At 72.7% G+C, this 23,737-nt stretch carries 22 protein-coding genes, 8 tRNA genes and 1 pseudogene; 11 read left to right on the forward strand and 20 right to left on the reverse strand.

Going from position 1 to position 23,737, the window contains the following annotated elements; all coding sequences use genetic code 11:
• Positions 1–55: 55 nt before the first annotated feature.
• Together CV755_RS35270 and CV755_RS04745 are read right to left on the reverse strand one after the other, a co-directional pair.
• Entirely contained in the window at positions 56–1,216 is a 1,161-nt protein-coding gene (locus CV755_RS35270) for a hypothetical protein (RefSeq protein ID WP_193553350.1), read from the reverse strand.
• Entirely contained in the window at positions 1,216–1,809 is a 594-nt protein-coding gene (locus CV755_RS04745; RefSeq protein ID WP_109278870.1) for a DUF4365 domain-containing protein, read from the reverse strand. Before CV755_RS04745 ends, CV755_RS35270 begins: the two co-directional genes overlap by 1 nt.
• Positions 1,810–1,975: 166 nt before the next feature.
• On the opposite strand from CV755_RS04745, the gene CV755_RS04750 reads away from it, so the two are divergent.
• Positions 1,976–2,701, forward strand: a complete 726-nt coding sequence (locus CV755_RS04750; RefSeq protein WP_109278871.1) for a 3'-5' exonuclease — start codon at positions 1,976–1,978, stop codon at positions 2,699–2,701.
• A gap of 53 nt (positions 2,702–2,754) precedes the next feature.
• On the opposite strand, the gene CV755_RS04755 is transcribed toward CV755_RS04750, so the two are convergent.
• From CV755_RS04755 to CV755_RS04765, 3 genes are all read right to left on the reverse strand, one after another.
• Positions 2,755–2,826: transfer RNA gene (locus tag CV755_RS04755), tRNA-Val, on the reverse strand.
• Between the two features lie 64 nt (positions 2,827–2,890).
• Entirely contained in the window at positions 2,891–3,355 is a 465-nt protein-coding gene (locus CV755_RS04760; protein WP_153068576.1) for an SRPBCC family protein, read from the reverse strand.
• A gap of 65 nt (positions 3,356–3,420) precedes the next feature.
• A tRNA-Val gene (locus CV755_RS04765) sits at positions 3,421–3,495 on the reverse strand.
• A gap of 278 nt (positions 3,496–3,773) precedes the next feature.
• Here CV755_RS04765 and CV755_RS04770 point away from each other — a divergent pair.
• Complete coding sequence (locus CV755_RS04770) at positions 3,774–4,187, forward strand: SsgA family sporulation/cell division regulator (RefSeq protein WP_004942301.1); 414 nt, start codon at positions 3,774–3,776, stop codon at positions 4,185–4,187.
• A 182-nt stretch (positions 4,188–4,369) separates the two neighbouring features.
• Here the strand turns inward: CV755_RS04770 and CV755_RS35060 are convergent, their stop codons facing one another.
• Both CV755_RS35060 and CV755_RS04775 read right to left on the reverse strand, forming a co-directional pair.
• Positions 4,370–4,510 carry a hypothetical protein gene (locus CV755_RS35060; RefSeq protein WP_164503270.1) on the reverse strand — a complete coding sequence of 47 codons (141 nt, stop codon included), beginning with the start codon at positions 4,508–4,510 and terminating at the stop codon, positions 4,370–4,372.
• Positions 4,511–4,576: 66 nt separating this feature from the next.
• Positions 4,577–5,017, reverse strand: coding sequence for a hypothetical protein (locus CV755_RS04775; RefSeq protein ID WP_109278873.1), 441 nt, complete (start codon positions 5,015–5,017; stop codon positions 4,577–4,579).
• Between the two features lie 167 nt (positions 5,018–5,184).
• On the opposite strand from CV755_RS04775, the gene CV755_RS04780 reads away from it, so the two are divergent.
• A complete protein-coding gene (locus CV755_RS04780; protein WP_109278874.1) occupies positions 5,185–5,691 on the forward strand; it encodes a DsbA family protein in 507 nt (168 codons plus the stop codon).
• Here CV755_RS04780 and CV755_RS04785 read toward each other — a convergent pair.
• From CV755_RS04785 to CV755_RS04795, 3 genes are read right to left on the reverse strand one after another with little or no spacing between them, the layout of a single operon-like run.
• On the reverse strand, positions 5,688–6,512 hold the full coding sequence (locus tag CV755_RS04785) for a GNAT family N-acetyltransferase (RefSeq protein ID WP_109279020.1): 825 nt from the start codon (positions 6,510–6,512) through the stop codon (positions 5,688–5,690). The two genes, CV755_RS04780 and CV755_RS04785, sit on opposite strands and share 4 nt — an antisense overlap.
• 49 nt (positions 6,513–6,561) lie before the next feature.
• The gene (locus CV755_RS04790; protein ID WP_109278875.1) at positions 6,562–7,389 is read right to left on the reverse strand and encodes an aminotransferase class IV; all 828 of its coding nucleotides are present in this window, start codon (positions 7,387–7,389) and stop codon (positions 6,562–6,564) included.
• Positions 7,386–8,444, reverse strand: a complete 1,059-nt coding sequence (locus CV755_RS04795; RefSeq protein WP_109278876.1) for a chorismate-binding protein — start codon at positions 8,442–8,444, stop codon at positions 7,386–7,388. The genes CV755_RS04790 and CV755_RS04795 overlap by 4 nt, the downstream gene beginning before the upstream one ends.
• A 171-nt stretch (positions 8,445–8,615) precedes the next feature.
• On the opposite strand from CV755_RS04795, the gene CV755_RS04800 reads away from it, so the two are divergent.
• The 6 genes from CV755_RS04800 to CV755_RS04825 all read left to right on the forward strand — a co-directional run bounded on the left by CV755_RS04800 (position 8,616) and on the right by CV755_RS04825 (position 9,139).
• A tRNA-Gly gene (locus CV755_RS04800) sits at positions 8,616–8,688 on the forward strand.
• Between the two features lie 33 nt (positions 8,689–8,721).
• Positions 8,722–8,795, forward strand: a tRNA-Cys gene (locus CV755_RS04805).
• A 1-nt stretch (position 8,796) separates the two neighbouring features.
• Positions 8,797–8,871: transfer RNA gene (locus CV755_RS04810), tRNA-Val, on the forward strand.
• Positions 8,872–8,890: 19 nt separating this feature from the next.
• Positions 8,891–8,962: transfer RNA gene (locus CV755_RS04815), tRNA-Val, on the forward strand.
• 11 nt (positions 8,963–8,973) lie between these two features.
• A tRNA-Val gene (locus CV755_RS04820) sits at positions 8,974–9,048 on the forward strand.
• A gap of 19 nt (positions 9,049–9,067) precedes the next feature.
• A tRNA-Val gene (locus CV755_RS04825) sits at positions 9,068–9,139 on the forward strand.
• Between the two features lie 189 nt (positions 9,140–9,328).
• Here the strand turns inward: CV755_RS04825 and CV755_RS04830 are convergent.
• Together CV755_RS04830 and CV755_RS35810 are read right to left on the reverse strand one after the other, a co-directional pair.
• Positions 9,329–9,541, reverse strand: a complete 213-nt coding sequence (locus CV755_RS04830; RefSeq protein ID WP_109278877.1) for a hypothetical protein — start codon at positions 9,539–9,541, stop codon at positions 9,329–9,331.
• A gap of 254 nt (positions 9,542–9,795) precedes the next feature.
• Positions 9,796–10,047: pseudogene (locus tag CV755_RS35810) on the reverse strand (hypothetical protein); the annotation flags it as partial.
• A gap of 195 nt (positions 10,048–10,242) precedes the next feature.
• On the opposite strand from CV755_RS35810, the gene CV755_RS04840 reads away from it, so the two are divergent.
• Complete coding sequence (locus tag CV755_RS04840; protein WP_109278878.1) at positions 10,243–11,484, forward strand: serine/threonine-protein kinase; 1,242 nt, start codon at positions 10,243–10,245, stop codon at positions 11,482–11,484.
• On the opposite strand, the gene CV755_RS04845 is transcribed toward CV755_RS04840, so the two are convergent.
• The 8 genes from CV755_RS04845 to CV755_RS04880 form a co-directional block, all read right to left on the reverse strand.
• Positions 11,451–12,269, reverse strand: a complete 819-nt coding sequence (locus CV755_RS04845) for a TrmH family RNA methyltransferase (protein WP_109278879.1) — start codon at positions 12,267–12,269, stop codon at positions 11,451–11,453. The two genes, CV755_RS04840 and CV755_RS04845, sit on opposite strands and share 34 nt — an antisense overlap.
• A gap of 38 nt (positions 12,270–12,307) precedes the next feature.
• Positions 12,308–13,561: a uroporphyrinogen-III C-methyltransferase gene (gene cobA / locus CV755_RS04850; protein ID WP_109278880.1), complete on the reverse strand. Its 1,254-nt coding sequence runs from the start codon at positions 13,559–13,561 to the stop codon at positions 12,308–12,310.
• Positions 13,562–13,775: 214 nt separating this feature from the next.
• A complete protein-coding gene (gene cobT / locus CV755_RS04855) occupies positions 13,776–17,510 on the reverse strand; it encodes a nicotinate-nucleotide--dimethylbenzimidazole phosphoribosyltransferase (RefSeq protein WP_109278881.1) in 3,735 nt (1,244 codons plus the stop codon).
• Positions 17,511–17,728: 218 nt separating this feature from the next.
• On the reverse strand, positions 17,729–18,970 hold the full coding sequence (gene cbiE, locus CV755_RS04860) for a precorrin-6y C5,15-methyltransferase (decarboxylating) subunit CbiE (protein WP_109278882.1): 1,242 nt from the start codon (positions 18,968–18,970) through the stop codon (positions 17,729–17,731).
• A 143-nt stretch (positions 18,971–19,113) separates the two neighbouring features.
• Entirely contained in the window at positions 19,114–19,755 is a 642-nt protein-coding gene (locus CV755_RS04865; RefSeq protein ID WP_109278883.1) for a GNAT family N-acetyltransferase, read from the reverse strand.
• Between the two features lie 320 nt (positions 19,756–20,075).
• Positions 20,076–20,948, reverse strand: coding sequence for a MetQ/NlpA family ABC transporter substrate-binding protein (locus CV755_RS04870; protein WP_109278884.1), 873 nt, complete (start codon positions 20,946–20,948; stop codon positions 20,076–20,078).
• Positions 20,949–21,035: 87 nt separating this feature from the next.
• The gene (locus CV755_RS04875) at positions 21,036–21,797 is read right to left on the reverse strand and encodes a methionine ABC transporter permease (protein WP_109278885.1); all 762 of its coding nucleotides are present in this window, start codon (positions 21,795–21,797) and stop codon (positions 21,036–21,038) included.
• Entirely contained in the window at positions 21,794–22,855 is a 1,062-nt protein-coding gene (locus CV755_RS04880) for a methionine ABC transporter ATP-binding protein (protein WP_109278886.1), read from the reverse strand. The genes CV755_RS04875 and CV755_RS04880 overlap by 4 nt, the downstream gene beginning before the upstream one ends.
• A 520-nt stretch (positions 22,856–23,375) precedes the next feature.
• Between CV755_RS04880 and CV755_RS04885 the strand changes: the two genes are divergently transcribed.
• The gene (locus CV755_RS04885; RefSeq protein ID WP_109278887.1) at positions 23,376–23,735 is read left to right on the forward strand and encodes a hypothetical protein; all 360 of its coding nucleotides are present in this window, start codon (positions 23,376–23,378) and stop codon (positions 23,733–23,735) included.
• Positions 23,736–23,737 lie beyond the last annotated feature (2 nt).

The following is a 23,737-nucleotide window of genomic DNA, read 5'->3' on the forward strand; positions in this document are numbered from 1 at the left end:
GCGGACGCTGCGCGCCTGAATCGTACCGAGCCCCGCCGCCCGACCGCTAAACGCCTCAGCCGTCCCCTTCCTTCTCCCCCAGCGCGTCCAGACTGGCCTGCAGCGACTTCAGCAGCCGGTCGCGCTCCGAGGCATCCACCGCCGCCGGCACCACGCTCCCGCCGGTCAGCCGCCGGAATCCGCCCCGGCTCTCCAGCCGCCCGCTGACCACCACCGGCAGCCCCACCAGATGGGCCTGGCCGGCGGTCCGGTAGTCGTCCTCCCCCAGCTCCGCCCGGACCTCCGCCACCTCGGCCCCGTCCAGCACCCGCAGCCGCACCACACCGGGCCCGCCCGGGGCCTCGCGCCACATCCGCACCACGGTCCCGGTGATTCGCACCGGAAGCGACGGCTCCTGCCGCAGATAGCGGGCACCGGCCTCGCGCAGCACCGGAAGGTCGCCCGGGGAGAACTCCACCGGCTCCGGACGGGCGGCGAAACCTTCCGGCGGCCCGGCGGCCGGCGCCCACTCGGCCTGGATCCGCACCCCCTGGGAACCGCCGGCCAGCGCCACGATGGCCTCGGTGAGCTCCTGGCACACCCCCGCCCGCACCGCCGCCTCGAAGGCCTCGGCCCGCCCGGTCGCCCGCTGGTAGTCGGTGGCGTCCCGGGCCGCGTACAGCGCCCGCAGCAGCGCGGCTACGGCCGGCCGGCCATCGTGCCCGGTGCCCACCGGCAGGAACACGGTCAGCTCCCGGCCGGAGCGCACCGGCCCCAGCAGGGCCCCGCCCAGCACCGCCTCGGCCTGCCGGCGGCCCCGGGCGCCGTGGTAGCGGGCCCGCCGCCCGGCGGCCAGCGCCCCGGCCAGCAGCATGGCGCGCGCCCCGGCGCGCAATCGTTCCTGCGCACTCCACGCGGCGGCGGGCGCGGCGGGCTCGGGCACCTCCCGGTACCAGCGCAGTTCGTCACTGGGCACCCGCAGGGCGATCAGCACCTGGCGCGCCGAGGGGGCGGGACTGCGCTCCAGCGCCGTCACCGCCTCGGCGATCAGGTCGGCGCTGTCCGGGAATGCGCCGCTGTCCGGCACCAGCAGACTGGTCCCCGGCCCCTCGGGGGGCGTCCAGCGGCTGTAGTGACCGGCGGCGGACCCACGCCGCCGCCAGCCGTGCCGGGCCAGCAGGGCGCCCAGTACGACGGGATCGGCGGGCCCGGCCGGCCCGGGGGCGCGGCATGCCATCAGGGTCTCCCTCCCGCCCCCACCCGGTTCATGATCTCGCAGAGGGCGTGGTCGTCGAAGACGTGCGAGGTGGGGATCCGCACGGTGGTTCTGCGCCGGCCGGTGACCGGGTGGCCCGCCAGGTTGGCCCAGTAACAGCAGTGACGCAGCTCCAGCCGCTCATGGCCGGCGCGCAGCCAGTCGTCCTGGCACCGGGGGGCGACCATGACCACCAGGATCTTGTGTACGGACACCGGGGTGCGGGCCAGCTTGACCAGGTGGTCGTTGTCCAGAGTGAAGGGAAACGTTGCGGCGGGCGGCCCGAAGGGGGCCGTGCGGGCGGCCAGTTGATAGGTGCACTTGAGCTGCACCTTGATGGTCACCTCGTCGTCCGCGGTGTGCCCGGGGGCGCTGTGGCTGACGTGCCAGTCGATGCCGTAGTCGGGAAAGGGCTGGGCCAGTGAACAGCCCGCCGCGGCGGCCACGGCGTGCAGATAGCCGACCTGGAGGGTCTCCATGCACGCGGTGACGGCGAGCGCACCGCGCCGTGCCGCGGGCCGCCCGGCCGCCGGTTCCCTGACCGCCGCGGCCGGGTCGGGCTGGGCGAGCGCCATGTCCGAAACACCTTCCGGGATCTCCGGCCCCCTTGCTCGTACAAGTGTGTTGTCTCCACCCCAACTCCCGCGCAAACGAGGGCGGTTCGGGGTGCGGGATGACCGGGTATCACCTGCCGGGAGTGGGAAACACGCCATTTGCCGGGCAGACGCGAGGAGTTGTGACATGGGGTGCTGGTTCGAGGGGCCTCTTGCCGCGTTCGACACCGAGACCACCGGGGTCGATGTGGAGCACGACCGCATCGTGTCGGCGGCTCTGGTGGTGCAGTCCCAGGCCGGGGGCCCGCCCCTGGTCACCCGCTGGCTGGTCAATCCGGGGGTGCCGGTGCCGGAGGGCGCGACGGCGATACACGGACTGACCGACGCCCACCTCCAGCGGCACGGCAGGTGGCCGGCGCCGGTGATGGAGGAGGTGGCCCGGGCCCTGGCGGAGCAGACGGCGGGCGGCGTCCCGCTGGTGGTGATGAACGCGCCCTTCGATCTGACTCTGCTGGACCGGGAGTTGCGCCGCCACCGGGCCCAGCCGCTGGCCGGCTATCTCGACGGCGCCCCGCTGTGCGTCCTGGACCCCTGGGTGCTCGACAAGCACCTCGACCGCTACCGCAAGGGCCACCGCACCCTGGCCGATCTGTGCCTGCACTACGGCATAGAGCTGACCGGCGCCCATGACGCGGCCGCCGACGCGGTGGCGGCGCTGGAGCTGGTACGGGCGATAGGCCGCCGCTTCGCCTCCCGGCTGGACCGGCTCAGCCCGGCGGAGCTGCACGCCCGCCAGACGGTGTGGCACGCGGCACAGGCGCGCGGGCTGCAGGCCTGGTTCGCCCGCAATGGTTCGAGCGAGCAGTGCGATCCGGCCTGGCCACTGCGCCCCCGGCTGTCGGCGGCCGCCTGATCCGGCCAACGCACAAGGCCGGTCCGTCAGTTGACGGACCGGCCTCGGGGCGGTGGGCGATACTGGGATCGAACCAGTGACCTCTTCGGTGTGAACGAAGCGCTCTCCCGCTGAGCTAATCGCCCTCGCGTTCCCTCCGGGGTCTCCCCCGGGAACGCACTGAACAATACAGGCCGCGACGGCTCTCCATCAAATCCCTTCCGGACGGCGCTCGAGCAGGGCCCGCAGCCCCCGCCGGCCGCGGCGCATCATCCAGGCGTGGTTGGCGATGAAGACGGGCCGGCCGGGCACCGCCAGCCACCGCATCAGCGGCTTGCGCACCTCGACCTCCTGCTCGAAACGGGCGGTGCTGCCGGCGGCGCCACGGGGCAGCACGGTCCAGCGCACCCAGCCCTCCAGGTCGCCATGGACGGTGATCTCCAGGACCCGGGCCCGCGGATCGCGCCGGCTCTCCCGCGCGGTGAGGTCCAGGCCATAGGGCAGGAGCGAGCGCAGCCGCACGCCCCCGCTGACGCCGTCGGCACCCACGGTCACCCCGCGGATCTGCGGCCACCAGGAGGGATAGCGTTCGGCGTCCTCCAGGAGCCGGTAGACCGTGTCCGGGGGTGCGTCGAGCGGCCAGTCGTCGCGGAAGCGGTAGTGATGCAGGGCCATGCCCGCCAGCGCATACGAAAAACCGGGGGTCCGCAAGGCTTCCTGCCTTGCGGACCCCCGGTCCGTGGTGGGCGATACTGGGATCGAACCAGTGACCTCTTCGGTGTGAACGAAGCGCTCTCCCGCTGAGCTAATCGCCCGGGCGCACCGCAAACATTACCCCATGTCAGGCCCTACCCAGAACCACTCGGCCGCCCCACCACCCCGGCCGTAACCGTCCACGCCCGGCGCCGGGTAAATCGACGGTTACTGAATCTCACCGAAATGGCCGCTTTACCGGCGAAGACGGTCGGCCGTCCGAGGTACATGAACTGTCCCAAAACGGTCAGAGGGGTTTACAACGGCACCGTAGGTGGCATGTCGATTTCGCCGACGTGCGAATCCCCGAGCGCACACTGAGCGAAAGGCCCTGGCGCTTATGAACACCACGGTCAGCTGTGAGCTGCACCTGCGCCTCGTTGTGTCGAGCGAATCGTCACTGCCTGTACCCGCAGGTCTGCGATACGACACGTCCGATCCGTATGCGGTGCACGCCACTTTCCACACCGGAGCCGAAGAAACGGTCGAATGGGTCTTCGCCCGGGACCTGCTCGCCGAGGGCCTGCACCGGCCCACCGGCACCGGCGACGTCCGCGTATGGCCGTCCCGCAGTCACGGCCAGGGCGTCGTGTGCATCGCGCTGAGTTCTCCCGAGGGCGAGGCCCTGCTGGAGGCTCCGGCGCGAGCCCTGGAGTCGTTCCTCAAGCGAACCGACGCCGCCGTCCCGCCGGGCACCGAGCACCGGCACTTCGACCTGGATACCGAGCTCTCCCACATCCTGGCCGAGAGCTAGCCCGGTAGCCGGGAAGCGCACCGCCCACTCGGGGAGGCGGGGCGCACACCACACGCATTCATCTCGCATAGGGCACCCCGCCGATGCCGTCACCGCGAAGAGCCGCGGTGGCGGCATCGGCGCGTACGAGTGGTACGGGCGGTACGGAAGCTAGGAGCCCGTCGCGTCCGCAGGAGTGCGCCTCACCAGCGGTACAGGTCATGCACGGCGGTCAGCAGGATCAGTGTCGCCACCAGGGTGAGGAAGAGCATCAGCGGCGGCTGGGAGAGGGCGAAGAGACAGCCGCGGGGTTCCTCGGCGGTGTCTGCCGGTTCATTGTTCATCTCCGGCAGATCATGGCCCAGTTCGCCATGGCTGCTTCACAACCTGGTGGATACGTACAGGAGTTGTCAGATTCCGTGCTTCTTGAGAATCGCCTCGATGTCTGAGAAGTCGTCACCGGACGAATCCTGCTTGGACTTGGTCTTGGAGCGCTGTGCAGGGCGGGCCGGCCCGAGGGACGGAGCGGAGGCTCCCGGCGCCGCCACCTCCCGGCCCTCGGCGGCCGCCGTCCGGCGCTCCTTGCGCCCGCCGCCACCACGGCGCTCGGCCGCCCTGGTCACCATGAACAGCAGGGCGGACAGCGCGAGAACGCCGAAACCGGCCCATACGGTGGGCTTGAAGACCAGACCAGTGACCCAGTCGATGATCCCCGTCATGACCAGCCCGATGGGAATGAGGGAGTAGGCCGCTATCCGGGCGGCGGCGAGGAAGCGCTTGCGGTAGGCAGTCAGCAGGGCGATGCCCAGGCCGCCCGCGGACACCGCGGCGCATACGGTCGAGGTCAGCATCCGGTCCTCCTGCCGATGACGGTCTTCTTCATCCATCCTGCACCGGCGCGAGCGGCGCATGCCACGATCGGACCAGGGCTCAGGGAGAACTCCGGGTCGGCTCAGGGTCGCGGCTCCTCCCCCGGACCGAGATCCCGTCCACCCGCCGGGGCTGGAAGACTGGCCCCATGAGCGAGACCACCACCCCCCGGGCCGTACTCGACGTCTGGTGCGAGCTGCAGTGCCCGGACTGCCGGACCGCCCTGGACGACCTTCGCGCACTGCGCGCCCGCTACGGGGACCGGCTGGAGATCCAGCTGCGGCACTTCCCGCTGGAGAAGCACAAGCACGCCTATGCCGCCGCCCAGGCCGCCGAGGAGGCGGCGGTACAGGGCCGGGCCTGGCCGTATGTGGAGGCGGTGCTGGCCCGCGCCGAGGAACTCGGCGAGCGCGGCGAGCCGCTCCTGACGGAGGTGGCCCGTGAGCTCGGGCTGGACGCCGAGGAGCTGGACACCGCGCTGATCGACGGGCGGCACCTGCTGGTCGTCGACGCGGACCAGGCCGAGGGCCGGGCGATCGGGGTGACCGGCACGCCCACCTATGTCATCGGCGGCGAACGGCTGGACGGCGGCCGGAGCCAGGAGGGGCTGCGGGAGCGGATCGAGGAGATCGCCGACCGGCTGCTGGCCGGCTAGAGCAGCGCCTTGTGCAGGGTGAATGACGTAGGCCGGTAGCCCAGCGACTCGTACAGCCGCCGGGCCACCGTGTTGGCGGTAAAGACATTCAGGGCCAGCCGGCGGGCCCCGGCCGCCAGGGACTCCCGCTCGGCCAGCAGCATCAGCGTCCGGCCGTGGCCGTGGCCGCGGTGGCCGGCGTGCACCGCCACGCTCAGTACATAACCGCCGCCGTCGAGCCGGGTGGCCAGCCAGAGCGTGCCGACGTCCGTGCCACGGTGGACCAGCACGCGCAGTACGGTGCCGGGCGTGGCCGGGCCCTGCGGCAGGAAGGCGGCCTGGTCCTGCCGGGCCTTCGCCTCGGCCCGGTCGCGGGGCACTCCGCGCTCCGCCCAGTGCTCGGCGTACTGCGCCAGCTCCGCCTTCTGCCAGGCGGGGAACTCCTCCCGGCTCATCGGCCGGGCCACACTGTCCGCGGGCAGCCGGGGCGCGGTGGTGAGCGTTTTGGCCAGCCGCTGGCTGTCCTCGGTGTAGCCCAGGGCCGACGCGAGCTGCAGGGCCGCCCGGGCGGGGGCCGGGACGCTCACCTGAATCCGCTCGCACCCCCAGCCGCGCAGCACCTCCTCGGCGGCCAGCGCGGCGACCGTGCCGCGCCCCCGGTGCCGGTCCCGCTCGTCGATGGCCAGTCCGGCTATCCGGCCGATCCGCGGCCCGAAACGCGGGTGTGTGGACAGATCCACCGTGCCTACGCGCCTGCCGTTGACGCAGACGTCGTACGAACGGGACCTGCCGCCGTCCTCGGTGCGCTGCTCGGGTGCGGTGGGGCGCAGGGTGGTGGTCACGGTGACGTTGTACCGGGCCCGGCCGGGCCGCGTCACGGGGTTTGCCGGATCAGGGCAGGGGATCGATGTCGGCGGCGGAGCGCTCCTCGAAGAGGCGCATGGCCTTGGCGGTCACCGGCCCGGGGGCACCGGGCAGCCTGCGGCCGTCAATGGCGTGCACGGCCTGGACGTCCCGGAGGCTGGAGGTCAGGAAGACTTCCTCGGCCCGTTCCAGGGCCTCCATGGGCAGGTCGGTCTCCCGGGCCCCGGTCCACTCCACGACCAGGGCGCGGGTGATGCCGGCCAGGCAGCCGGAGCTGACCGGCGGGGTGTGCAGTTCGCCGTCCAGGACCACGAAGACATTGGAGCCGGTGCCCTCGCAGAGGGCGCCGGCGGTGTTGGCGAAGAGGGCTTCGCTGGCGCCCTGCTGCTGGGCTCTGGCCAGGGCGATGACGTTCTCGGCGTAGGAGGTGGACTTCAGGCCCGTCAGGGCGCCGCGCTCGTTGCGCGTCCAGGGGACGGTGATGACGCCCGTGGTGTCCGGCCGCCGCAGGGTCTCGCCGAGGGCGACCAGCAGCGTGGGGCCGGTGGTGCCGCGGTCCGAGCCGAGCGGGGAGATTCCGCCGGTGTAGGTGATACGCAGCCGGCCCAGCGGCATGGGGTTGGCCTCCAGCACGGCCGCGCAGGCCCGGCGCACCTCCTCCGGGTCCGGCTCGGGCAGGCCCAGGCCCCGGGCCGATGTGGCCAGCCTGGTGAGGTGGCGGGTCAGGGCGAAGGGGCGCCCATGGACGGTCTTGACGGTCTCGAAGACCCCGTCGCCAACCGTGAGGCCGTGATCGAAGACCGAGACGAAGGCGCTGCTCTCGTCCCGGAGTGCGCCGTTGAGCCAGATGGTCACCGTTCCGTCCCTCCGAGCGGCCGATATGCCTGTGAAGCTATCGCGAGCAGCCGGGCTGCCTTGAGTTCGGTCTCGGCCCATTCGAGCTCCGGGTCGGAGCCCCAGGTGATGCCCGCTCCGGTACCGAACTTCAGCGCTGCGCCGCCGGGGGCGCCGCGGTCGATCCAGAAGGTGCGGATGCCCACGGCCAGCTCGCCGGTGCCGTGGTCGGCATCCACCCAGCCGACCCCTCCACAGTAGGGGCCGCGCGGCGAGGTCTCCAGGGAGTCGATGATCCGCAATGCGCTGGCCTTGGGCGCGCCGGTGACGGAGCCGGGCGGGAAGGTGGCGGCCAGCAGCTCGGCCCAGCCGGTCCCCTGGGCCAGCTCGCCGCGCACGGTGGAGACCAGGTGCACCAGGCCGGGATGCGGCTCGGTGACACAGAGGCCGGGGACGGTGACCGAGCCGGTGGCGCAGACCCGGCCGAGATCGTTGCGGACCAGGTCCACGATCATCACGTTCTCGGCGTAGTCCTTCTCCAGCAGGTCGGCCGCGGTGCGGCCGGTGCCCTTGATCGGCCCGGACTCCACGGTGCGGCCCCGGCGGCGCAGGAAGAGCTCGGGCGAGGCGGTGGCCACCTCCACCCCGTGTGCGGGCAGGCGAATCGTTCCTGCGAACGGCGCCGGGTTGCCTCGGGCCAGCAGGACGGTCAGGGCGTCCACATCGGCGGCGTCCGGGTCCGGCAGCGGAGCGCTCAGCACCCGGCAGAGGTTGGCCTGATAGACCTCGCCCGCCGCTATGTGCTCACGGATGCGCCGTACGCCCGCGGTGTAGGCGCCATGGTCGAGCGAGCTGGTCCAGCTCTCCGGGTGCGGGCCCAGCCACCGGCCGGGAGCGGGGCGCGGGGCCGGGCCGGGCCGTACGTCCGCGAAGCGGGCGCACCTCAGGCCCCCTTCGAAGTCCGCGACCACCGCCCACCAGCCCTTGGACTCCAGGGCTCCGGGATCACTGGTCACATCGCGCAGATCGGTGGCGAGCAGGCCGCCGAAGCGGGCCATCGGGGGCAAGTGGTGCACGTCAACGAGTCTATGGCGCGGTCAGCGGGGTCGGGCGGGCCGGTGAACAGGGCAGCACGCTGCGGAAACGGAATTTGAGCTGGCGCTGGAATCCGCTAGAGTTCAACACGTCGCCGGGACGCGGAAGCGAAACGGCGTGAGCAGCTCTCGGACCTGGTCCGGGGGAGGCACGCGGACGTGGCTCAGTTGGTAGAGCATCACCTTGCCAAGGTGAGGGTCGCGAGTTCGAATCTCGTCGTCCGCTCTGTGGGGGATCTTCCCGACCCCCCGCTCCGTTGGTGGAGTGGCCGAGAGGCGAGGCAACGGCCTGCAAAGCCGTCTACACGGGTTCAAATCCCGTCTCCACCTCCAAGGACGATTAGCTCAGCGGGAGAGCGCTTCCCTGACACGGAAGAGGTCACTGGTTCAATCCCAGTATCGTCCACCAGGGTCTCACCGACCCTTCTGCGCGATTAGCTCAGCGGGAGAGCGCTTCCCTGACACGGAAGAGGTCACTGGTTCAATCCCAGTATCGCGCACGCATTATCCCGGACGATTAGCTCAGCGGGAGAGCGCTTCCCTGACACGGAAGAGGTCACTGGTTCAATCCCAGTATCGTCCACCAGGGTCTCACCGACCTTTCCGCGCGATTAGCTCAGCGGGAGAGCGCTTCCCTGACACGGAAGAGGTCACTGGTTCAATCCCAGTATCGCGCACATCACGGGCCGGGGGCCGGGGCGTTGAGCTTCGGACCCCGGCCTTTCGCATGCCCGCACCGGAGTTGAGACCGGCCGGGCACCTCCCCAGGTACCCGGCCGGCGGTGCCGTCCGCCGCACCCCCGTCCCCACGGGGTTATGGCCGGCTCGCGTACCCGACCCGGGCCGCTCTCCCGGGTCCGGAGCGCTCAGCGCCCCAGCAGGCCGACCACGGACGACGCTTGTGTGACGACGGCATCCCAGCCGCCGAAGAGCACGGCGAGGAGCACCGCGAACGGCAGTACCATCGCCAGGGCGACCAACGGGTGGCGCGTGTCCGACGACTGTCCGAAGGCGTCCGCGGCCTCCGCTCCGTATGCCCGGCCGGACGTACGGACTGACCGTGGCCCTTGCTGCGCCATCGTTGCTCTCCCGATGTGCTCGGCCCCTGCTGTGCCCCTGCCGTGTCCCAAGTGGTGGAATTCGGCAGCGACGGGCGTCTGACCTCGGGGGACGAGTGATACGCCCGCCGCTTGGATCCCACACTAGGGGCCGCTGCGGGCGGGGACGTCATGCCCGCGTACCGCTTGTACGGCCTCCCGTAGGATGACGCGGCCCTGGCCGGGCTACTCCCCTGGGTGGAGATCGGAGCGTTCGGCCCCTGAGGCTTCCCTGAAGGGGCGCGCGTTGGTCCGCGAGCGCCGGTCCGGCGAGCCCTGCCCGCCGGACACTCCACCAGTGCCACCACCCGGGCGGCCATAAAGCGCGCGGCCCTAACCACCGTGCCGCCCCTAGTGAGTTCGCTCACCTCCACGGTGTCGCCCTGGGTGGTGATCTTCACCTTGCGCCCCGCCTTGGAGGCCATCACTTCGTACGTTCGAGTCGTGGCTCCGGCGTCCACCACGATCTCCACCCGGTCGCCCTTCATGGCGTCAATCCCCCTTGGTCTGCTGCCTTTTGAGGACATGCCTCAGCCCCCCGGCTGCGGAACCCCGGCTCCGCGACCGCTCTGTGAGCCTCCCATGAGCCACTGACAATCCGGCCGCCGACGCATGCGCGGCCTCTCAGCACGCCCGGCCGTCAGTCCGTAAGCTGTGGCTCGTCAGACGGACCGGCAGCGGGGATGAAGATGACGATGATGCGGCTCCGGCGCGAGGACCCGCGAGTCGTCGGCTCGTTCCGGCTTCACCGCCGGCTGGGAGCGGGCGGCATGGGCGTGGTGTACCTGGGCTCGGACCGGCGCGGGCAGCGGGTGGCGCTGAAGGTGATCCGGCCGGATCTCGCCGAGGACCAGGAGTTCCGTTCCCGTTTCGCGCGCGAGGTCTCGGCCGCGCGGCGCATCCGGGGCGGCTGTACGGCACGGCTGGTGGCCGCCGATCTGGACGCGGAGCGGCCCTGGTTCGCCACCCAGTATGTGCCCGGGCCCTCCTTGCACGACAAGGTCAACGAGGAGGGGCCGCTGTCGGCGGCTCAGACCGCCTCCATCGGGGCCGCGTTGGCCGAGGGGCTGCTGGCCGTGCACGACGCGGGCGTGGTGCACCGTGATCTGAAGCCCTCGAACATCCTGCTCTCCCCCAAGGGCCCCCGGATCATCGACTTCGGCATCGCCTGGGCAACCGGGGCCAGCACCCTGACGCATGTGGGCACGGCCGTCGGTTCGCCCGGCTTCCTGGCACCCGAGCAGGTGCGCGGCGCCGCGGTCACACCGGCCACCGACGTTTTCGCGCTGGGCGCCACCCTGGCCTACGCCTCCACCGCGGACTCCCCCTTCGGGCAAGGCAGTTCGGAGGTCATGCTCTACCGGGTGGTGCACGAGGAGCCCCAGTTGATGGGAGTGCCGGACGCCCTGGCCCCCTTGGTGCTCGCCTGTCTGGCCAAGGACCCGGAGGAACGGCCCAGTACTCTCCAACTGTCCTTGCGGCTGAAGGAGATCGCGGCCCGGGAGGCGCAGGGCCTTTCCGAGGGGCGCCGGGCACCGGTGCGCCGGGCGCCGGAACGGCCGCTGGGCCGGAGGGCAGAGGAGTACGTGGAGCAGCGCACCGAGCCGCAGCCGGCCGAGGTCACCGTGCCGCGCCCCACGGTCCGTCCCGCGGCCCGTCCGCAGGGGCCCAAGCGGCCCGTGGGGCCGGGCGGGGCGCGGCCCGCGGGGCGTACCGGTCAGCGTTCCGGCCAGGCCAAGGCCCGGCGCGGGCCGGACCGGCGGCTGCTGCGGCAGCGGCTGATCGTCTTTGTGGTGGTGACGCTGCTGGTGGCCCTGGGCATCGCGGCCGCGCAGGGCTGCCAGGGCCCCAAGAAGCAGTCCGGAACGGGACGTTCCTGCCCCGCCGTGACTCAGTCCTGCGGACGCCCGGACGCCACCGCGTAGAACGCGACGGCCGCCGCCGCGCCCACATTGAGCGAGTCGATGCCGTGGGCCATGGGAATGCGGACCCACTCGTCCGCCGCCCGCAGGGCGCGGGCGGACAGCCCTTCGCCCTCCGCGCCGAGCATCAGGGCGACCCGCTCCAGCCGGTGCGGGGCGGCCACGTCCATGGGGACGGCCTTGGCGTCGGGGGTGAGGGCGAGCACCCGGAAACCGGCCGCGCGCACCGTCTCCAGGTCCTGGGGCCAGCTCTCCAGCCGCGCGTACGGCACCGAGAAGACGGCGCCCATCGAGACCTTGACCGACCGCCGGTAGAGCGGGTCGGCACAGTCCGGGGAGAGCAGTACGGCGTCCATGCCCAGGGCGGCGGCGCTGCGGAAGATGGCCCCGATGTTGGTGTGGTCGTTCACGGCCTCCATCACCGCGACCCGCCGGGCGGTGCGCAGCAGTTCGGCGGCCTGCGGGAGGGGCTTGCGCGCCATGGAGGCCAGCGCCCCGCGGTGCACGTGGTAACCGGTCACCCGCTCGGCGAGGTCGGGGGTCACGGTGTAGACGGGGTTGGGGCTCTCGTCGATGACATCGCGCATCACATCGACCCACTTGGGGGTCAGCAGCATCGACCGCATCGCGTATCCGGCGTGCCGGGCGCGGCGGATGACCTTTTCGCCCTCGGCGATGAACAGGCCCTCGGCGGGTTCGCGGCGGCGCCGCAGTTCGACGTCGGTCAACCCGGTGTAGTCGTGCAGGCGCGGGTCGTCGGGATCGTCGATGGTGATGAGGTCGGCCACGGGTTGCTGCCTTGCCTTGGTGGATGCGAACTGTGCTGCTAGCGGCCGGTTTCCGGGCCGACGGTCACGACGTCGCCGATCACGATCACGGCGGGCGGGCGTATGCCCTCGGCGGCGACCCGCTCACCCACGGTCTCCAGGGTGGCGTCCAGGCGGCGCTGGGCGGCCGTGGTGCCCTCCTGGATCACGGCGACGGGGGTGCCGGCGGAGCGGCCGTGGCGGATCAGGGTCGCGGCGATGGCGCCGATGTTGGCCACCGACATCAGCAGCACCAGTGTGCCGCGGAGTGCGGCGAGCGCCTGCCAGTCCACCAGCGAGCGCGGGTCATCCGGGGGCACATGCCCGCTGACGACGGTGAACTCATGGGAGACGCCCCGGTGGGTGACGGGGATGCCGGCCGCGCCGGGGACGCTGACGGAGCTGGAGATGCCCGGGACCACGGTGCAGGGAATGCCCTGTTCGGCCAGAGCCTGGGCCTCCTCCATGCCACGGCCGAAGACATAGGGGTCACCGCCCTTGAGCCGGACCACCGCCTTGCCCGCCCTGGCGTGCTCGATCAGGGCGTTGTTGATGGCCTCCTGGGCCATGAACCGGCCGTAGGGGATCTTCGCCGCGTCGATCACCTGGACGTGCGGCGGGAGTTCGTCGAGCAGGTCGCGGGGGCCGAGCCGGTCGGCGATGACCACATCGGCCTCGGCGAGCAGCCGGCGGCCGCGCACCGTGATCAGGTCGGGATCGCCCGGTCCGCCGCCGACCAGGGCGACACGTCCGACGCCGCCGGGACGGGCCCGGTAGTGCGGTGCGGTCAGCGAGCCGTCGCGCAGGCCCTCGACGATGGCGTCCCGGACCGCGGCGGAGCGGCGGGGGTCCTGCCCGGTGAGCACCGCCACCGTGACGCCCTCGCTGCGGCCGGTGGCGGGCGTCCAGGCGGAGGCGGCCGCCGCGTCGTCGCTGCGTACGGCCCATACCCGGCGCGCCTCGGCCTCGGCGGAGGCCGTCTGGTTGGCCTGGTCGTCATCGGTGGTGATCAGGGCGTACCAGGCGCCTTCGAGGTCGCCCTCGCGGTAGCGGCGGCGTTCCCAGCGCAGTTCACCGGCCTCGGCCATCGCCTCCACCGAGGGGGTGGCGGACGGCGAGATCAGCAGGACGTCGGCGCCGGCGGCCAGCAGGGCGGGCAGGCGGCGCTGGGCGACCTGTCCCGCGCCCAGGACGACCACCCGCCGGCCGGCGAGGCGCAGGCCGACCGGATAGGCGGGCGCAGCGGATGGGGCGTGCTCGGCATGCTCGGCCATGGCGGTGCGGCTCTCCTCGTGCGTATGCGCTGCGCTTGCCGCTGCGACGGTGGAGCGGCGGTGGGGAAACGGGTGAGATACGGCCCCGGGGACACCCTATGGGGCGGTGCCGGCCGGGTGGGCGGGGGACGGGGCGGTACGTGCCCTGCCGGACTCATACCGCCCCGTCCCCCGCCGCCGTCGAGGGCGGCCTGCGGACCGCCCTTCGGCGCCGTCAGCTCTTCTCGGTGACGCCGGCGGTGTCGAAGGTGGCGACCTCGTGCATGGCGCGGGCCGCGCTCTGGACCACCGGCAGGGCCAGCAGGGCCCCGGTGCCCTCGCCCAGCCGCAGGTCAAGATCGACCAGCGGGCGCAGTCCCAGCTTGGTCAGCGCCGCGACATGGCCGGGTTCGGCGCTGCGGTGACCCGCGATGCAGGCGGCGAGCGCCTCGGGGGCGATGGCGCGGGCGACCAGCGCGGCGGCGCCGGCGCTGACTCCGTCCAGGATCACCGGGGTGCGCAGTGAGGCGCCGCCCAGGATCAGCCCGACCAGAGCGGCGTGCTCCAGTCCGCCGACGGCGGCGAGCACCCCGATGGGGTCCTTGGGGTCGGGCTGGTGCAGTTCCAGTGCCCGCCGGACCGCATCGATCTTGCGGGCGTGCATCTCGTCGTTGATGCCGGTACCGCGGCCGGTGACCTCGGCCGGGTCGGCGCCGGTGTAGACGGAGATCAGGGCGGCCGAGACGGTGGTGTTGGCGATGCCCATCTCACCCGTCAGCAGTGCCTTGTTGCCCGCGGTGATCAGGTCCCGGGCGGTTTCGATGCCCACCTCGACGGCGCGCAGCGCCTCTTCACGGGTCATCGCCGGGCCGGTGGTGAAGTCGGCCGTGCCGGGCCGGACCTTGCGCGGCAACAGGCCGGTGGTGGCCGGGAGTTCGGCGGCCACGCCGACGTCCACGATGCACACCTCGGCGCCGACCTGGTTGGCGAAGGCGTTGCAGACCGCCCCGCCGCCCAGGAAGTTGGCCACCATCTGGGAGGTGACCTCCTGCGGCCAGGCCGTGACGCCCTGGGCGTGCACCCCGTGGTCCCCGGCAAAGATGGCCACCGCGGCGGGCTCCGGGATGGGCGGCGGGCACTTGCGGGACAGGCCGCACAGCTGGGCGGAGATGATCTCCAGCATGCCGAGCGCGCCGGACGGCTTGGTCATCCGCTTCTGCCGCTCCCAGGCCTCGCCGAGCGCCTTGGCGTCCAGCGGGCGGATGCCGCGCAGGGTTTCCGCGAGCAGGTCGTGCGGGTCCTCGCCGGGCAGCGCGCGGCGGCCGTAGGTCTCCTCGTGGACGACCCAGGACAGCGGGCGGCGCTTGGACCAGCCCGCCTGGAGCAGCTCCGGCTCGTCCGGGAACTCGTCCACATAGCCGACGCAGAGGTAGGCCACGATCTCCAGGTGGTCGGGCAGGCCGAGTTCGCGGACCAGTTCGCGCTCGTCGAAGAAGCTGACCCAGCCGACGCCCAGGCCCTCGGCGCGGGCCGCCAGCCAGAGGTTCTCCACGGCGAGCGCGGAGGAGTACGGGGCCATCTGCGGCTGGGTGTACCGGCCGAGGGTGTGGCGGCCGCCGCGGGTGGGGTCGGCGGTGACCACGATGTTGACCGGGGTGTCGAGGATGGCCTCGATCTTCAGTTCCTTGAACTGCTTGGCCCGGGCCTTGGGCAGCGACTGGGCGTAGGCCTGCCGCTGCCGGGCGGCGAGTTCGTGCACCGCCTTGCGGGTCTCGGCGGAGCGGATGACCACGAAGTCCCAGGGCTGGGAGTGCCCGACGCTGGGTGCGGTGTGCGCGGCCTCCAGGACGCGCAGCAGCACATCGTGCGGGATGGGGTCGGTGCGGAAACCGTTGCGGATGTCCCGGCGTTCGCGGATCACCCGGTGTACGGCGGCGCGTTCGGCCTCGTCATAGGCCGGGGCGGGCGGCTCGGCGGGCATGGGTGCGGGCTGCTCCGCCTCCGGGACGGCCGGCTGCCACGGCTCGTCCTGGGCCTCCGGCTCGCCGGTCCCGGCGGCGGGCGCGGTGGCGGCCGGGGCGGCTTCCGGCTCCGGCTGCGCGGCGGGCTGCGGTGCGGGGGCCTCGGCGGGCTCCGGCTGTGCGGCCACCGCGGCGGGCTCGGGTGCGACCGGCGTCTGCGGGGCCTGCTCGGCAGCGGGCGACTGCTCCTCCGCGGGGGCCGGTTCGGCGGCCGCCACGGGCTCGGCGGGCTCCACGGATGTGACGGGCTCTACGGGCATGGGGGGCTCTATGGGCTCTACGGGCATGGCGGGCTCGGCGGTCGCCACCGGTTCGGCGGGGGCCACCGGCTCGGTGACCGGCTCGGCGACCACGGTGGCCTCCGGGGCCGCGGCGGGCTCGCTGGTGGTGGTGTCGGCCTGCTGTTCAACGACGCCCGACGGCGCCGGAATCACAGGCTCCGGGCTGACGGCCGGAGCGGTGGCCGGCTGGGCCGGGGCTTCCGGAACCGGCGGGGCCGGTTCCGCGCTGACGGTCTCGGGGGCCTGCGCGGCCACCGGCTCGGCGGCAGCAGCCTCATCGGCGGCCGGGGCGGCAGCCGGCTGCTCCTGCACGGCGACGGCCTCGGGCGCCGACGGTGCCACCGGCGCCACCGGATCGGCCACGGCCGGGGCGGGCTCACCGGTCTCCTCGGCGGAGACAGCGAGTTGGAGCTGGCCGGCGGGCTCCGCGATGGTCGCGGGAGCGGCCTGCTGCGGTGCGGCAGCGGGTTCCACCGGCGCCATGGGCACTTCCTGCGCGGCGCCACCGGCCGCGTCACCGGGAACCTCGGCGGCGGCCGGGGCCGGTGCCGCCGCCGGGACCGTGGCGTCCACGCCGGCGTCCATGACCGGCTGCGGCTGCGGGGCGGCGGACTGCTCGGCGCCCGCGGGGACTCCGGCAGCGGCCACGGCGGGTTCGGTTACGGCAGGTTCGGCCACGGCAGGTTCGGCCACCACGGGTTGGGCGACGGCCGGCTCGGGCGACGGCGTCTCTGCGGCCGGGGCCACGGCGGGTTCCGGCGCGGGCTCGGCGGCGACCGCCGGCTCCTGCACCGGTGCCGCGGGAGCGGCCGGAGACGGCGCGGCGGCGGCCGGTCCGGCCTGCGGCGCCGCGGCCTGCACGGGCTCCTCGGGGGCGGCCGGCGGCGGCGCGCTTTCCGGGCCACTCGCGGCGGGGGCCGCCGACGGCTCGGCGGGGCCGGACTGGGCGGGTACCGGGGCCGGATCCTGCGGACCGTCAACGGCGGCCGGGGCGGGCGCGGTTGGGTGCTCGGTGGCCGGGTCACCGGTGGTCTGGGCCGGAACAAAGGCTTCCGCCGGCTCGGCGGGCGCCGGTGCGGGCGTCTCGGTCCGGGCGGCGGGCACCGGGACGGGCGCCTCGGCGGGCGCCGGCTGCTGCGGCTGGGCGTCCCATATGCCCGGCTGGCCGGGGGGCTCGGCGGCCGGGGCCGGCGCCACCGGCTCGGTCTCGGGTTGCGGAGCCTCCAGGTATTCGGCGGCCGGAGCGTGCGCGGTGGGCTGCGGCACCGGAGAGCCGACCGGCTGGGGCGAGGTGGCGGGGCCGCGGTCGGCGAGCGAGCGCACCACACCGCCGGAGTTGTCCGGCACCGGCGGGCCCATGTGCAGCGGGCGCCGGGGCGCGGCGGGTGCCGTGGGCTGCGTACGCGCCTCGTCCGGACCGGCCTCGGCGCCGTCCCGGCCGCTGGTCTCATGGGTGCCGGCCTGGGGCTGCTCGGTCCAGGCGCCCTGGGCGCCCGGCATCAGCAGCAGGTCGTCGTCCTCGGTGGGGTCCCCGTTGTCGAGGAAGCTGTAGGTGGAAGGGAGTCCGGTTCTGGCAGGAGTCGCGGCGTCCCCGGAGTCCGGGTGCCCGGGCGTCGCGCCTGCGTTCTCCGGCTGTCCCTCGCCCGGGAACCTGCCGGTGTCGGTCATGCGTACCCCTCGCCCATCGGTAGTGCTCCTTCCAACCGCTCACGCCCATAGCAAGAACGAGCGTCCAAGTCTCGCGGCACGTTGCGTGCCACCCGGTGCCACCCTGCCGTGCGCCCCGCCAAAACGGCGGTGCGTCCGGGACATTGGTGACTGTGGTGTCGGACACCGGGCGGCTGCACAACGGTCCGCCAGCCTACCCTCCGCCCGGCCGGTCACGATCACGGGAGGGCGCGACGGCCGCTCAGCAGGAAGGCTACGGCGCGCTCGCGCTCGTTCCAGTCGGTTGTGTCCAACTCCACGGACTGCAACAGGGCACATTCCACGGCATATCCGCCGTCGGCCAGGGCCCGGCCGATGGCCTCGGCCTCGTCGCGGGTGACGGCGTGGGCGACGATCCGTTCCGGGCGCCGGTCGGCGCAGGCGGCGACGACCGGGGCGCCGCCGCCCCCGACACGCACCACATCGGGCTCCGGCAGGTCCTCCAGTACCTGGGGCGCGATGCCGTGCACCACCTGGACCTGGACCCCGAAGTGGCGGGCCACGGCGGCCGCGCGTGCGCAGGCGTCCGGGTCGCGGTCCACGGCGATGACGGCGGCGCCGAAGCGGGCCGCCTCCACGGCCGCGGCGCCGCTGCCGGAGCCGATGTCCCAGACCAGATCGCCCACCCTCGGCCCCAGCCGGGCGAGTTGGGCGGCCCGCAGTCCGGTGCTCTCCCCTTCGCCGGGCGGGGTGCCATAGGCGTCGGCGGGCAGTGCCCAGCCGCGTACGCCCGGGTACTGCCCGGGGTCCCGGCCGGCCAGCCAGTGGCCCGCGGCGCGCTGCCGGGGCAGACCGCCGGCGGGGGCCTCGGCCGCGCCGGTGCCTCCGATGACGATGACCACATTGGGGTCCCGCCAGGTGTGGTCGGCGACCTTGTCGGAGGTCAGAACGGTGACGCGTTCGCGCTCGGTGCCCAATTCCTCGCAGATGACGAAGGTGCGGTGCACCGGGCCGAGCAGCAGGGCGAGTTCGGCGGGTCCGGCGCCGGGCGAGGTGAGCACCGCGACCTTGGTGTGGGCGCGGCAGACGTTGACCGCCCGGCGCAGTTCGCGGGGGTGGGCGACCACGATCCGGGCGTCGTCCCAGGGCATTCCGGCGCGGGCGAAGGCGGCGGCGACCGAGGAGACGGCCGGTACCACCTCGACCTCCAGGCCGTGTTCGGGGGCGCGCAGGGTACGGACCACGCCGAAGAATCCGGGATCGCCGTCGGCGAACACCACGGCGGTGCCACGGTGCTGGGCGATGCGGCGGGCGGCCAGGCCGACGCTGCCGAGCCGGATGCGCTCGGCCGCGGGGGGTATCTCGGGCAGTGCCAGGTGGTGGGCGGCTCCGGCCACCAGGGTGGCGGCGCCCACGGCCGAGCGGGCCGCGTCCGTCAGCGGTGAGCCGTCCCACCCGATCACCGTGACCCGGTCGGCCATCGTCGTCTGTCTCCTGGGGCTTGTCTGGGAGGACTTGTCTGGGATCGCGGCCCGCCTGCGTGCGGGCATGGTGAGGGTACCCCGGCAGGTCCGTACCACCGTCCCGGCCGGGGGTGCGTGGAGGCGGGGCGGCGCGGGCGGGGTCAGCGCCAGCCGGGGAAGGCGGTGGCGTAGCCGCTGCCGCCGGTGTGCTGTTCGCGTACTTCTTCCAGGTCCTCGGGCAGCAGGCTCCAGACGATGAGGTCGGTGCGGATGTCCGTCCAGCCGCCGTCCTCGGTGCGGCTGCGCGCTATCCAGGCGTTGCGCAGCACACCTTCACTGATGCAGCCGGTCTTCTGGGCGACCTGCTGGGCGGCGGTGTTGTCGGCGGCGGTGCGCAGTTCCAGCCGTTCGAACTTCTGGTCGCGGAAGAGCCACTGGGCGACGGCGAGGACGGACTCACAGGCATAGCCCTCGCCACGGGCCCAGGGCGCGGTGACATAGGCGGCCTCGGTGGCCAGGGTGCGCCAGTCGGTGTTCTTCAGGTGGACGATCCCGACCAGGCGGTGGGTGAGGAACTCGGTGACCGCAAAGACGATTCCGCGCCCGGAGGTGCGTTCGGCGGGCGCCAGCCGCAGGGCCCACTGGCGGGCGTCGGCGGTGGTGTAGGGGTGCGGTACCGAGGTCCAGGCGGTGATGAGTTCGTCGTTCATCATCTCGGTGAGCGCGGGCACGTCCGAGGCGTCGAACGGGCGCAGCACCAGCCGGTCCGTACTGATGGAGATGTCCGGAAAGGTGGATGTCATGCGCTGCTCCAACGCCGGAGGGGTTCCCGCGCCGTTCCGGCGTGGGGAAGGTGGCTCGAGTCTGTCCCGGTGGTCCGATTCGGGTGTGGCCCGGGTGCACCAGCATGCAGCATGGGTGCCGGGTGTGCCACGCGCGGCGGCCCCGCGCACGCGGTGCGTGTGCGGGGCCTGCGGCCGCCGGGACGGCTGAGATTACCGGCGTTTGCCGTCCGGCGCCGGTCCGGGACGCCCTGTGGCCTGTTGTTTTCGCCTCCCGGGGCGGACCGGCGGACCCGGCCGCGGGTTCGGGGCCGGGTGCCGGGGCAACGCCGGGGCGGGGTTCAGTTCTTGACGGGGCCGAAGGCGGGGAGGACGGCGCCGTTGAACTTGTCCTCGATGAACTTCTTGACCTCGTCGGAGTTGAGGAGCTTGGCGAGCTTCACGATGCGCGGGTCGGACTCATTGCCGCGCTTGACGGCCAGGAAGTTGGCGTAGGGGTTGTTCTCGGCCTTCTCCAGGGCGATCGAGTCCTTGGCCGGGTTGAGCTTGGCGCCGATGGCGAAGTTGCCGTTGATGACGGCGGCGTCCACGTCGGCCAGGCGGGCCGGGATCTGGGAGGCCTCCAGCTCGGTGAACTTGATGCCCTTGTTGTCCTGGATGTCGGACAGGGTGGCGTTGCTGCCCACACCGTCCTTGAGCTTGATGACGCCGTTGTCGGCCAGCAGCTTCAGGGCGCGGCCCTCGTTGGTGGCGTCGTTGGGGACGGCGATGGTGGCGCCGTCGCCGAGCTCGGTGGTCTTCCTGACCTTCTTGCTGTACAGGCCCAGCGGCTCGATCTCGACGTTGACCACCGGCACGATGTCGGTCTTGTTCTTCTTGTTGAAGTCGTCGAGGTACGGCTTGTGCTGGAAGAAGTTGCCGTCCACATCGCCGCTCTGGGTGGCGGTGTTGGGCAGGTTGTAGTCGTTGAGCTCCTTGACCTGGAGCTTGAGGCCGGCCTTGGCCGCCAGGTGGTCGCGGACGAAGTTGAGGATGTCGCCGTGCGGGGTGGGGCTGGCGGCGATGACCAGGGTGGCGTTGGGGTCGGCGTCCTTGCCGTGCTTCTCCGAGCGGCCGGCGGAGGAGGAGTCGGAAGGAGCGCTGCAGGCGCTCAGGCCCAGGGTGAGGGCGGCGGCCGCGGCCAGGGTGGCGCTGATCTTGATGGTGGTACGCACGAAGAGTGCCTCTTTCCGTTTCACGAGTGGTGCGCCCGGCAAAGGGTCCGGGCTCGTGTGAGTGGGCGGGCGGGGTGCCCGCCGGGGTCAGGTGGTCTCGGGGGCGACCTCGGTGACCTCGGTCTTCCGCGGGCCCGGCGTGCGGTTGGCGCTCCACAGGCGGCGTACGCCCACGGGTGCCGGCTGCCGTCCGGTGCGCCGGGCCAGGCGCCGTACCGACAGGTCACCGGCGAGCTGAACGACCGTCACAATGACGACCAGCAGCACGATGGTGATGTTCATCAGGCCGTGTTCCTGGCGCTGGTAGCCGTAGTTGATGGCCACCTGGCCCAGTCCGCCGCCGCCGACCGCGCCGGCCATGGCGGAGTAGCCGATGAGGGCGATCACGGTGGTGGTCAGGCCCGCCACCAGGGAGGCCAGGGCCTGCGGGAGCAGCACCTTGAAGATGACGGTCCAGGTGCCGCCGCCCATGGCCTGTACGGCTTCGATCAGGCCGTGGTCCACCTCGCGCAGCGAGGTCTCCACCAGCCGGGCGAAGAAGGGGATGGCGCCGATGGTGAGGGCCACCACGGCCGCGCTGGGGCCGATGGAGGTGTTGATCACCAGCCGGGTGAAGGGGATCAGCCAGACGATCAGGATGATGAAGGGCACCGAGCGGGCGATGTTGACCACGGCGCCGACGGCCTTGTTGACGACGACATTGGGAAGCAGTCCGCCGCGCTCGGTGAGGTAGAGCAGGATGCCCAGCGGCAGACCGCCGAGCACCGTGTAGACGGTGGACCACCACACCATGAAGAGGGTGTCCAGACAGGCGTCGTGCAGCAGGGGCTGCATCTGGGACCAGGTCACTTGGCACCTTCCTGGATCAGGGCCTCGGCGGCGTCGGCCACGTCCGTCCCGGCCGCGGCACCGGCCACATCGACCTGGAGTCCCTGCTCGCGCAGGAAGCCGATGGGGACGACGTTCTCCTCGAAGCGGCCGGGTAGTTCGATGCGCATCCGGCCGACCTGCTTGCCGGCGACGGTGTCCATCGCGGCGCCCAGGATCGAGATGTCGATGTTGTAGGTACGGGACAGCTGGGAGATGACCGGCTGGGTGGCCGCCTCGCCATGGAAGGTGACGTCCACGACGGTGCGGTCCGGGCCGGAGGGTTCGCCGCCGACCGGGAAGAGCTCGCGGGCCAGTTCGGAGCCGGGGGTGGCGAGCAGTTCGGCGACGGTGCCGGACTCGGTGATACGGCCGCCCTTCATCAGGGCCGCGGAGTCGCAGATCGTCTTGACCACGTCCATTTCATGGGTGATGAGCAGGACGGTCAGGCCGAGCTGCCGGTTGAGGTCGCGCAGCAGCCCCAGGATGGAGCGGGTGGTCTCCGGGTCGAGCGCGGAAGTGGACTCGTCGGAGAGCAGCACCTTGGGGTCGCCGGCCAGGGCGCGGGCGATGCCGACGCGCTGCTTCTGGCCGCCGGAGAGCTGGGCGGGGTAGGACTTGGCCTTGTCGGCGAGGCCGACCAGGTCCAGCAGTTCCAGGGCCTTGCGGCCGCGCTCGCGGCGGTCCAGGCCGAGGATTTCCAGCGGCAGTTCGACATTGGCCTGCACGGTGCGCGAGGACAGCAGGTTGAAGTGCTGGAAGACCATGCCGATGCGGCTGCGCGCCTGGCGCAGCGCGCCACTGGCGCGCCGGCCCCGCCCGGCGAGGGCGGTGAGGTCCTGGCCGGCCACGGTGACCGTGCCGGCGGTGGGGCGCTCAAGGAGGTTGACGCAGCGGATCAGGGTCGATTTTCCGGCGCCGCTCTGCCCGAGGACGCCATACACCTCCCCTTCCCGCACATGCAGATCGACGCCGTCGAGGGCGGTGACCTCGCGGCCGCCTGAGCGGTAGACCTTTGTCAGGCCCGAAGTGGTGATCACAGGGTTTCCGTCACTGTCGAGTGCGCGGCAGTGGGGCGCCGGGCACGGGCAATTGATTGCGGAACGCGGCAGAGACTGCCCCCGGGCGCTGGAGCGCGGCTCGGGGAGTCGGTGACGCGGGGCGGAGCGGCCGGTCTGCAAGGGGACTTGACCGGCGCTACGGGTCTCGCTTCGGGGCGCGAGGCTCGGAACAGGGGCCCTCAGCGGTCACACATTCGACACATGCAACGAGCACCGGGCGTCATCATCGCCTCGGTCGCAAGGGTGCGGCTGCTCGTCGTGGTCATGCGGGCCAGTAAAACAGAAGCCCTCGCGAATCAGCCACGCCTGTCCGAATAGCGGACACCTTCGATCATTGGATGGACGCAGGGATGCCGGACCGGCCGAGGAAACGTATCGCCCGGCGAGGGCGCCCGGCCGCCGCGGCCAGGGTCGCGTGCGGTGCGGCCCGCCCGGCCCCGTAAAGTCGTCACATGCCTCTTACGCCCCTCCCGCACACCGGTGCCGCCCGGGGGCCACGGTGATCGACGCGCTGACCCTCGCGCTCGGCCTGGCCGCCCTGGCGCTGGCCGCCTGGTGCGGATTCGCCTTCTCCCGGGACCAGTCCACCAAGGACTGGCACTTCATCGGCATGGCCGTGGTCACCGTGCTCGCCCTCGCCCAGCTGGTCATAGGCGTGGTGCGCCTGGCGGGCGGCGACAAACCGGCCCAGGGCACGGCGATCTTCGTGGCCTATCTGCTGGGCGCGGCGGCCTCGGTTCCGGCCGCCGGTTTTATGTCCCTGGCCGAGCGCACCCGCTGGGGTTCGGCCACGGTGTCAGCGGGCGCGGTGGTGCTGGCCGTGCTCGAAGTACGGCTCTACGACATCTGGGGAGGCTGAGG

The organism is Streptomyces orinoci, assembly GCF_003121295.1.
In the GTDB taxonomy this organism is placed as follows: Bacteria; Actinomycetota; Actinomycetes; order Streptomycetales; family Streptomycetaceae; genus Streptomyces; species Streptomyces orinoci.

Coding starts and splice junctions, on each gene's coding strand:
- CV755_RS35270 (WP_193553350.1), bottom strand. CDS start 1,216: ATGGCATGCCGCGCCCCCGGGCCGGCCGGGCCCGCCGATCCCGTCGTA.
- CV755_RS04745 (WP_109278870.1), bottom strand. CDS start 1,809: ATGGCGCTCGCCCAGCCCGACCCGGCCGCGGCGGTCAGGGAACCGGCG.
- CV755_RS04750 (WP_109278871.1), top strand. CDS start 1,976: ATGGGGTGCTGGTTCGAGGGGCCTCTTGCCGCGTTCGACACCGAGACC.
- CV755_RS04760 (WP_153068576.1), bottom strand. CDS start 3,355: ATGGCCCTGCATCACTACCGCTTCCGCGACGACTGGCCGCTCGACGCA.
- CV755_RS04770 (WP_004942301.1), top strand. CDS start 3,774: ATGAACACCACGGTCAGCTGTGAGCTGCACCTGCGCCTCGTTGTGTCG.
- CV755_RS35060 (WP_164503270.1), bottom strand. CDS start 4,510: ATGAACAATGAACCGGCAGACACCGCCGAGGAACCCCGCGGCTGTCTC.
- CV755_RS04775 (WP_109278873.1), bottom strand. CDS start 5,017: ATGCTGACCTCGACCGTATGCGCCGCGGTGTCCGCGGGCGGCCTGGGC.
- CV755_RS04780 (WP_109278874.1), top strand. CDS start 5,185: ATGAGCGAGACCACCACCCCCCGGGCCGTACTCGACGTCTGGTGCGAG.
- CV755_RS04830 (WP_109278877.1), bottom strand. CDS start 9,541: ATGGCGCAGCAAGGGCCACGGTCAGTCCGTACGTCCGGCCGGGCATAC.
- CV755_RS04840 (WP_109278878.1), top strand. CDS start 10,243: ATGAAGATGACGATGATGCGGCTCCGGCGCGAGGACCCGCGAGTCGTC.
- cobA (WP_109278880.1), bottom strand. CDS start 13,561: ATGGCCGAGCATGCCGAGCACGCCCCATCCGCTGCGCCCGCCTATCCG.
- cobT (WP_109278881.1), bottom strand. CDS start 17,510: ATGACCGACACCGGCAGGTTCCCGGGCGAGGGACAGCCGGAGAACGCA.
- cbiE (WP_109278882.1), bottom strand. CDS start 18,970: ATGGCCGACCGGGTCACGGTGATCGGGTGGGACGGCTCACCGCTGACG.
- CV755_RS04865 (WP_109278883.1), bottom strand. CDS start 19,755: ATGACATCCACCTTTCCGGACATCTCCATCAGTACGGACCGGCTGGTG.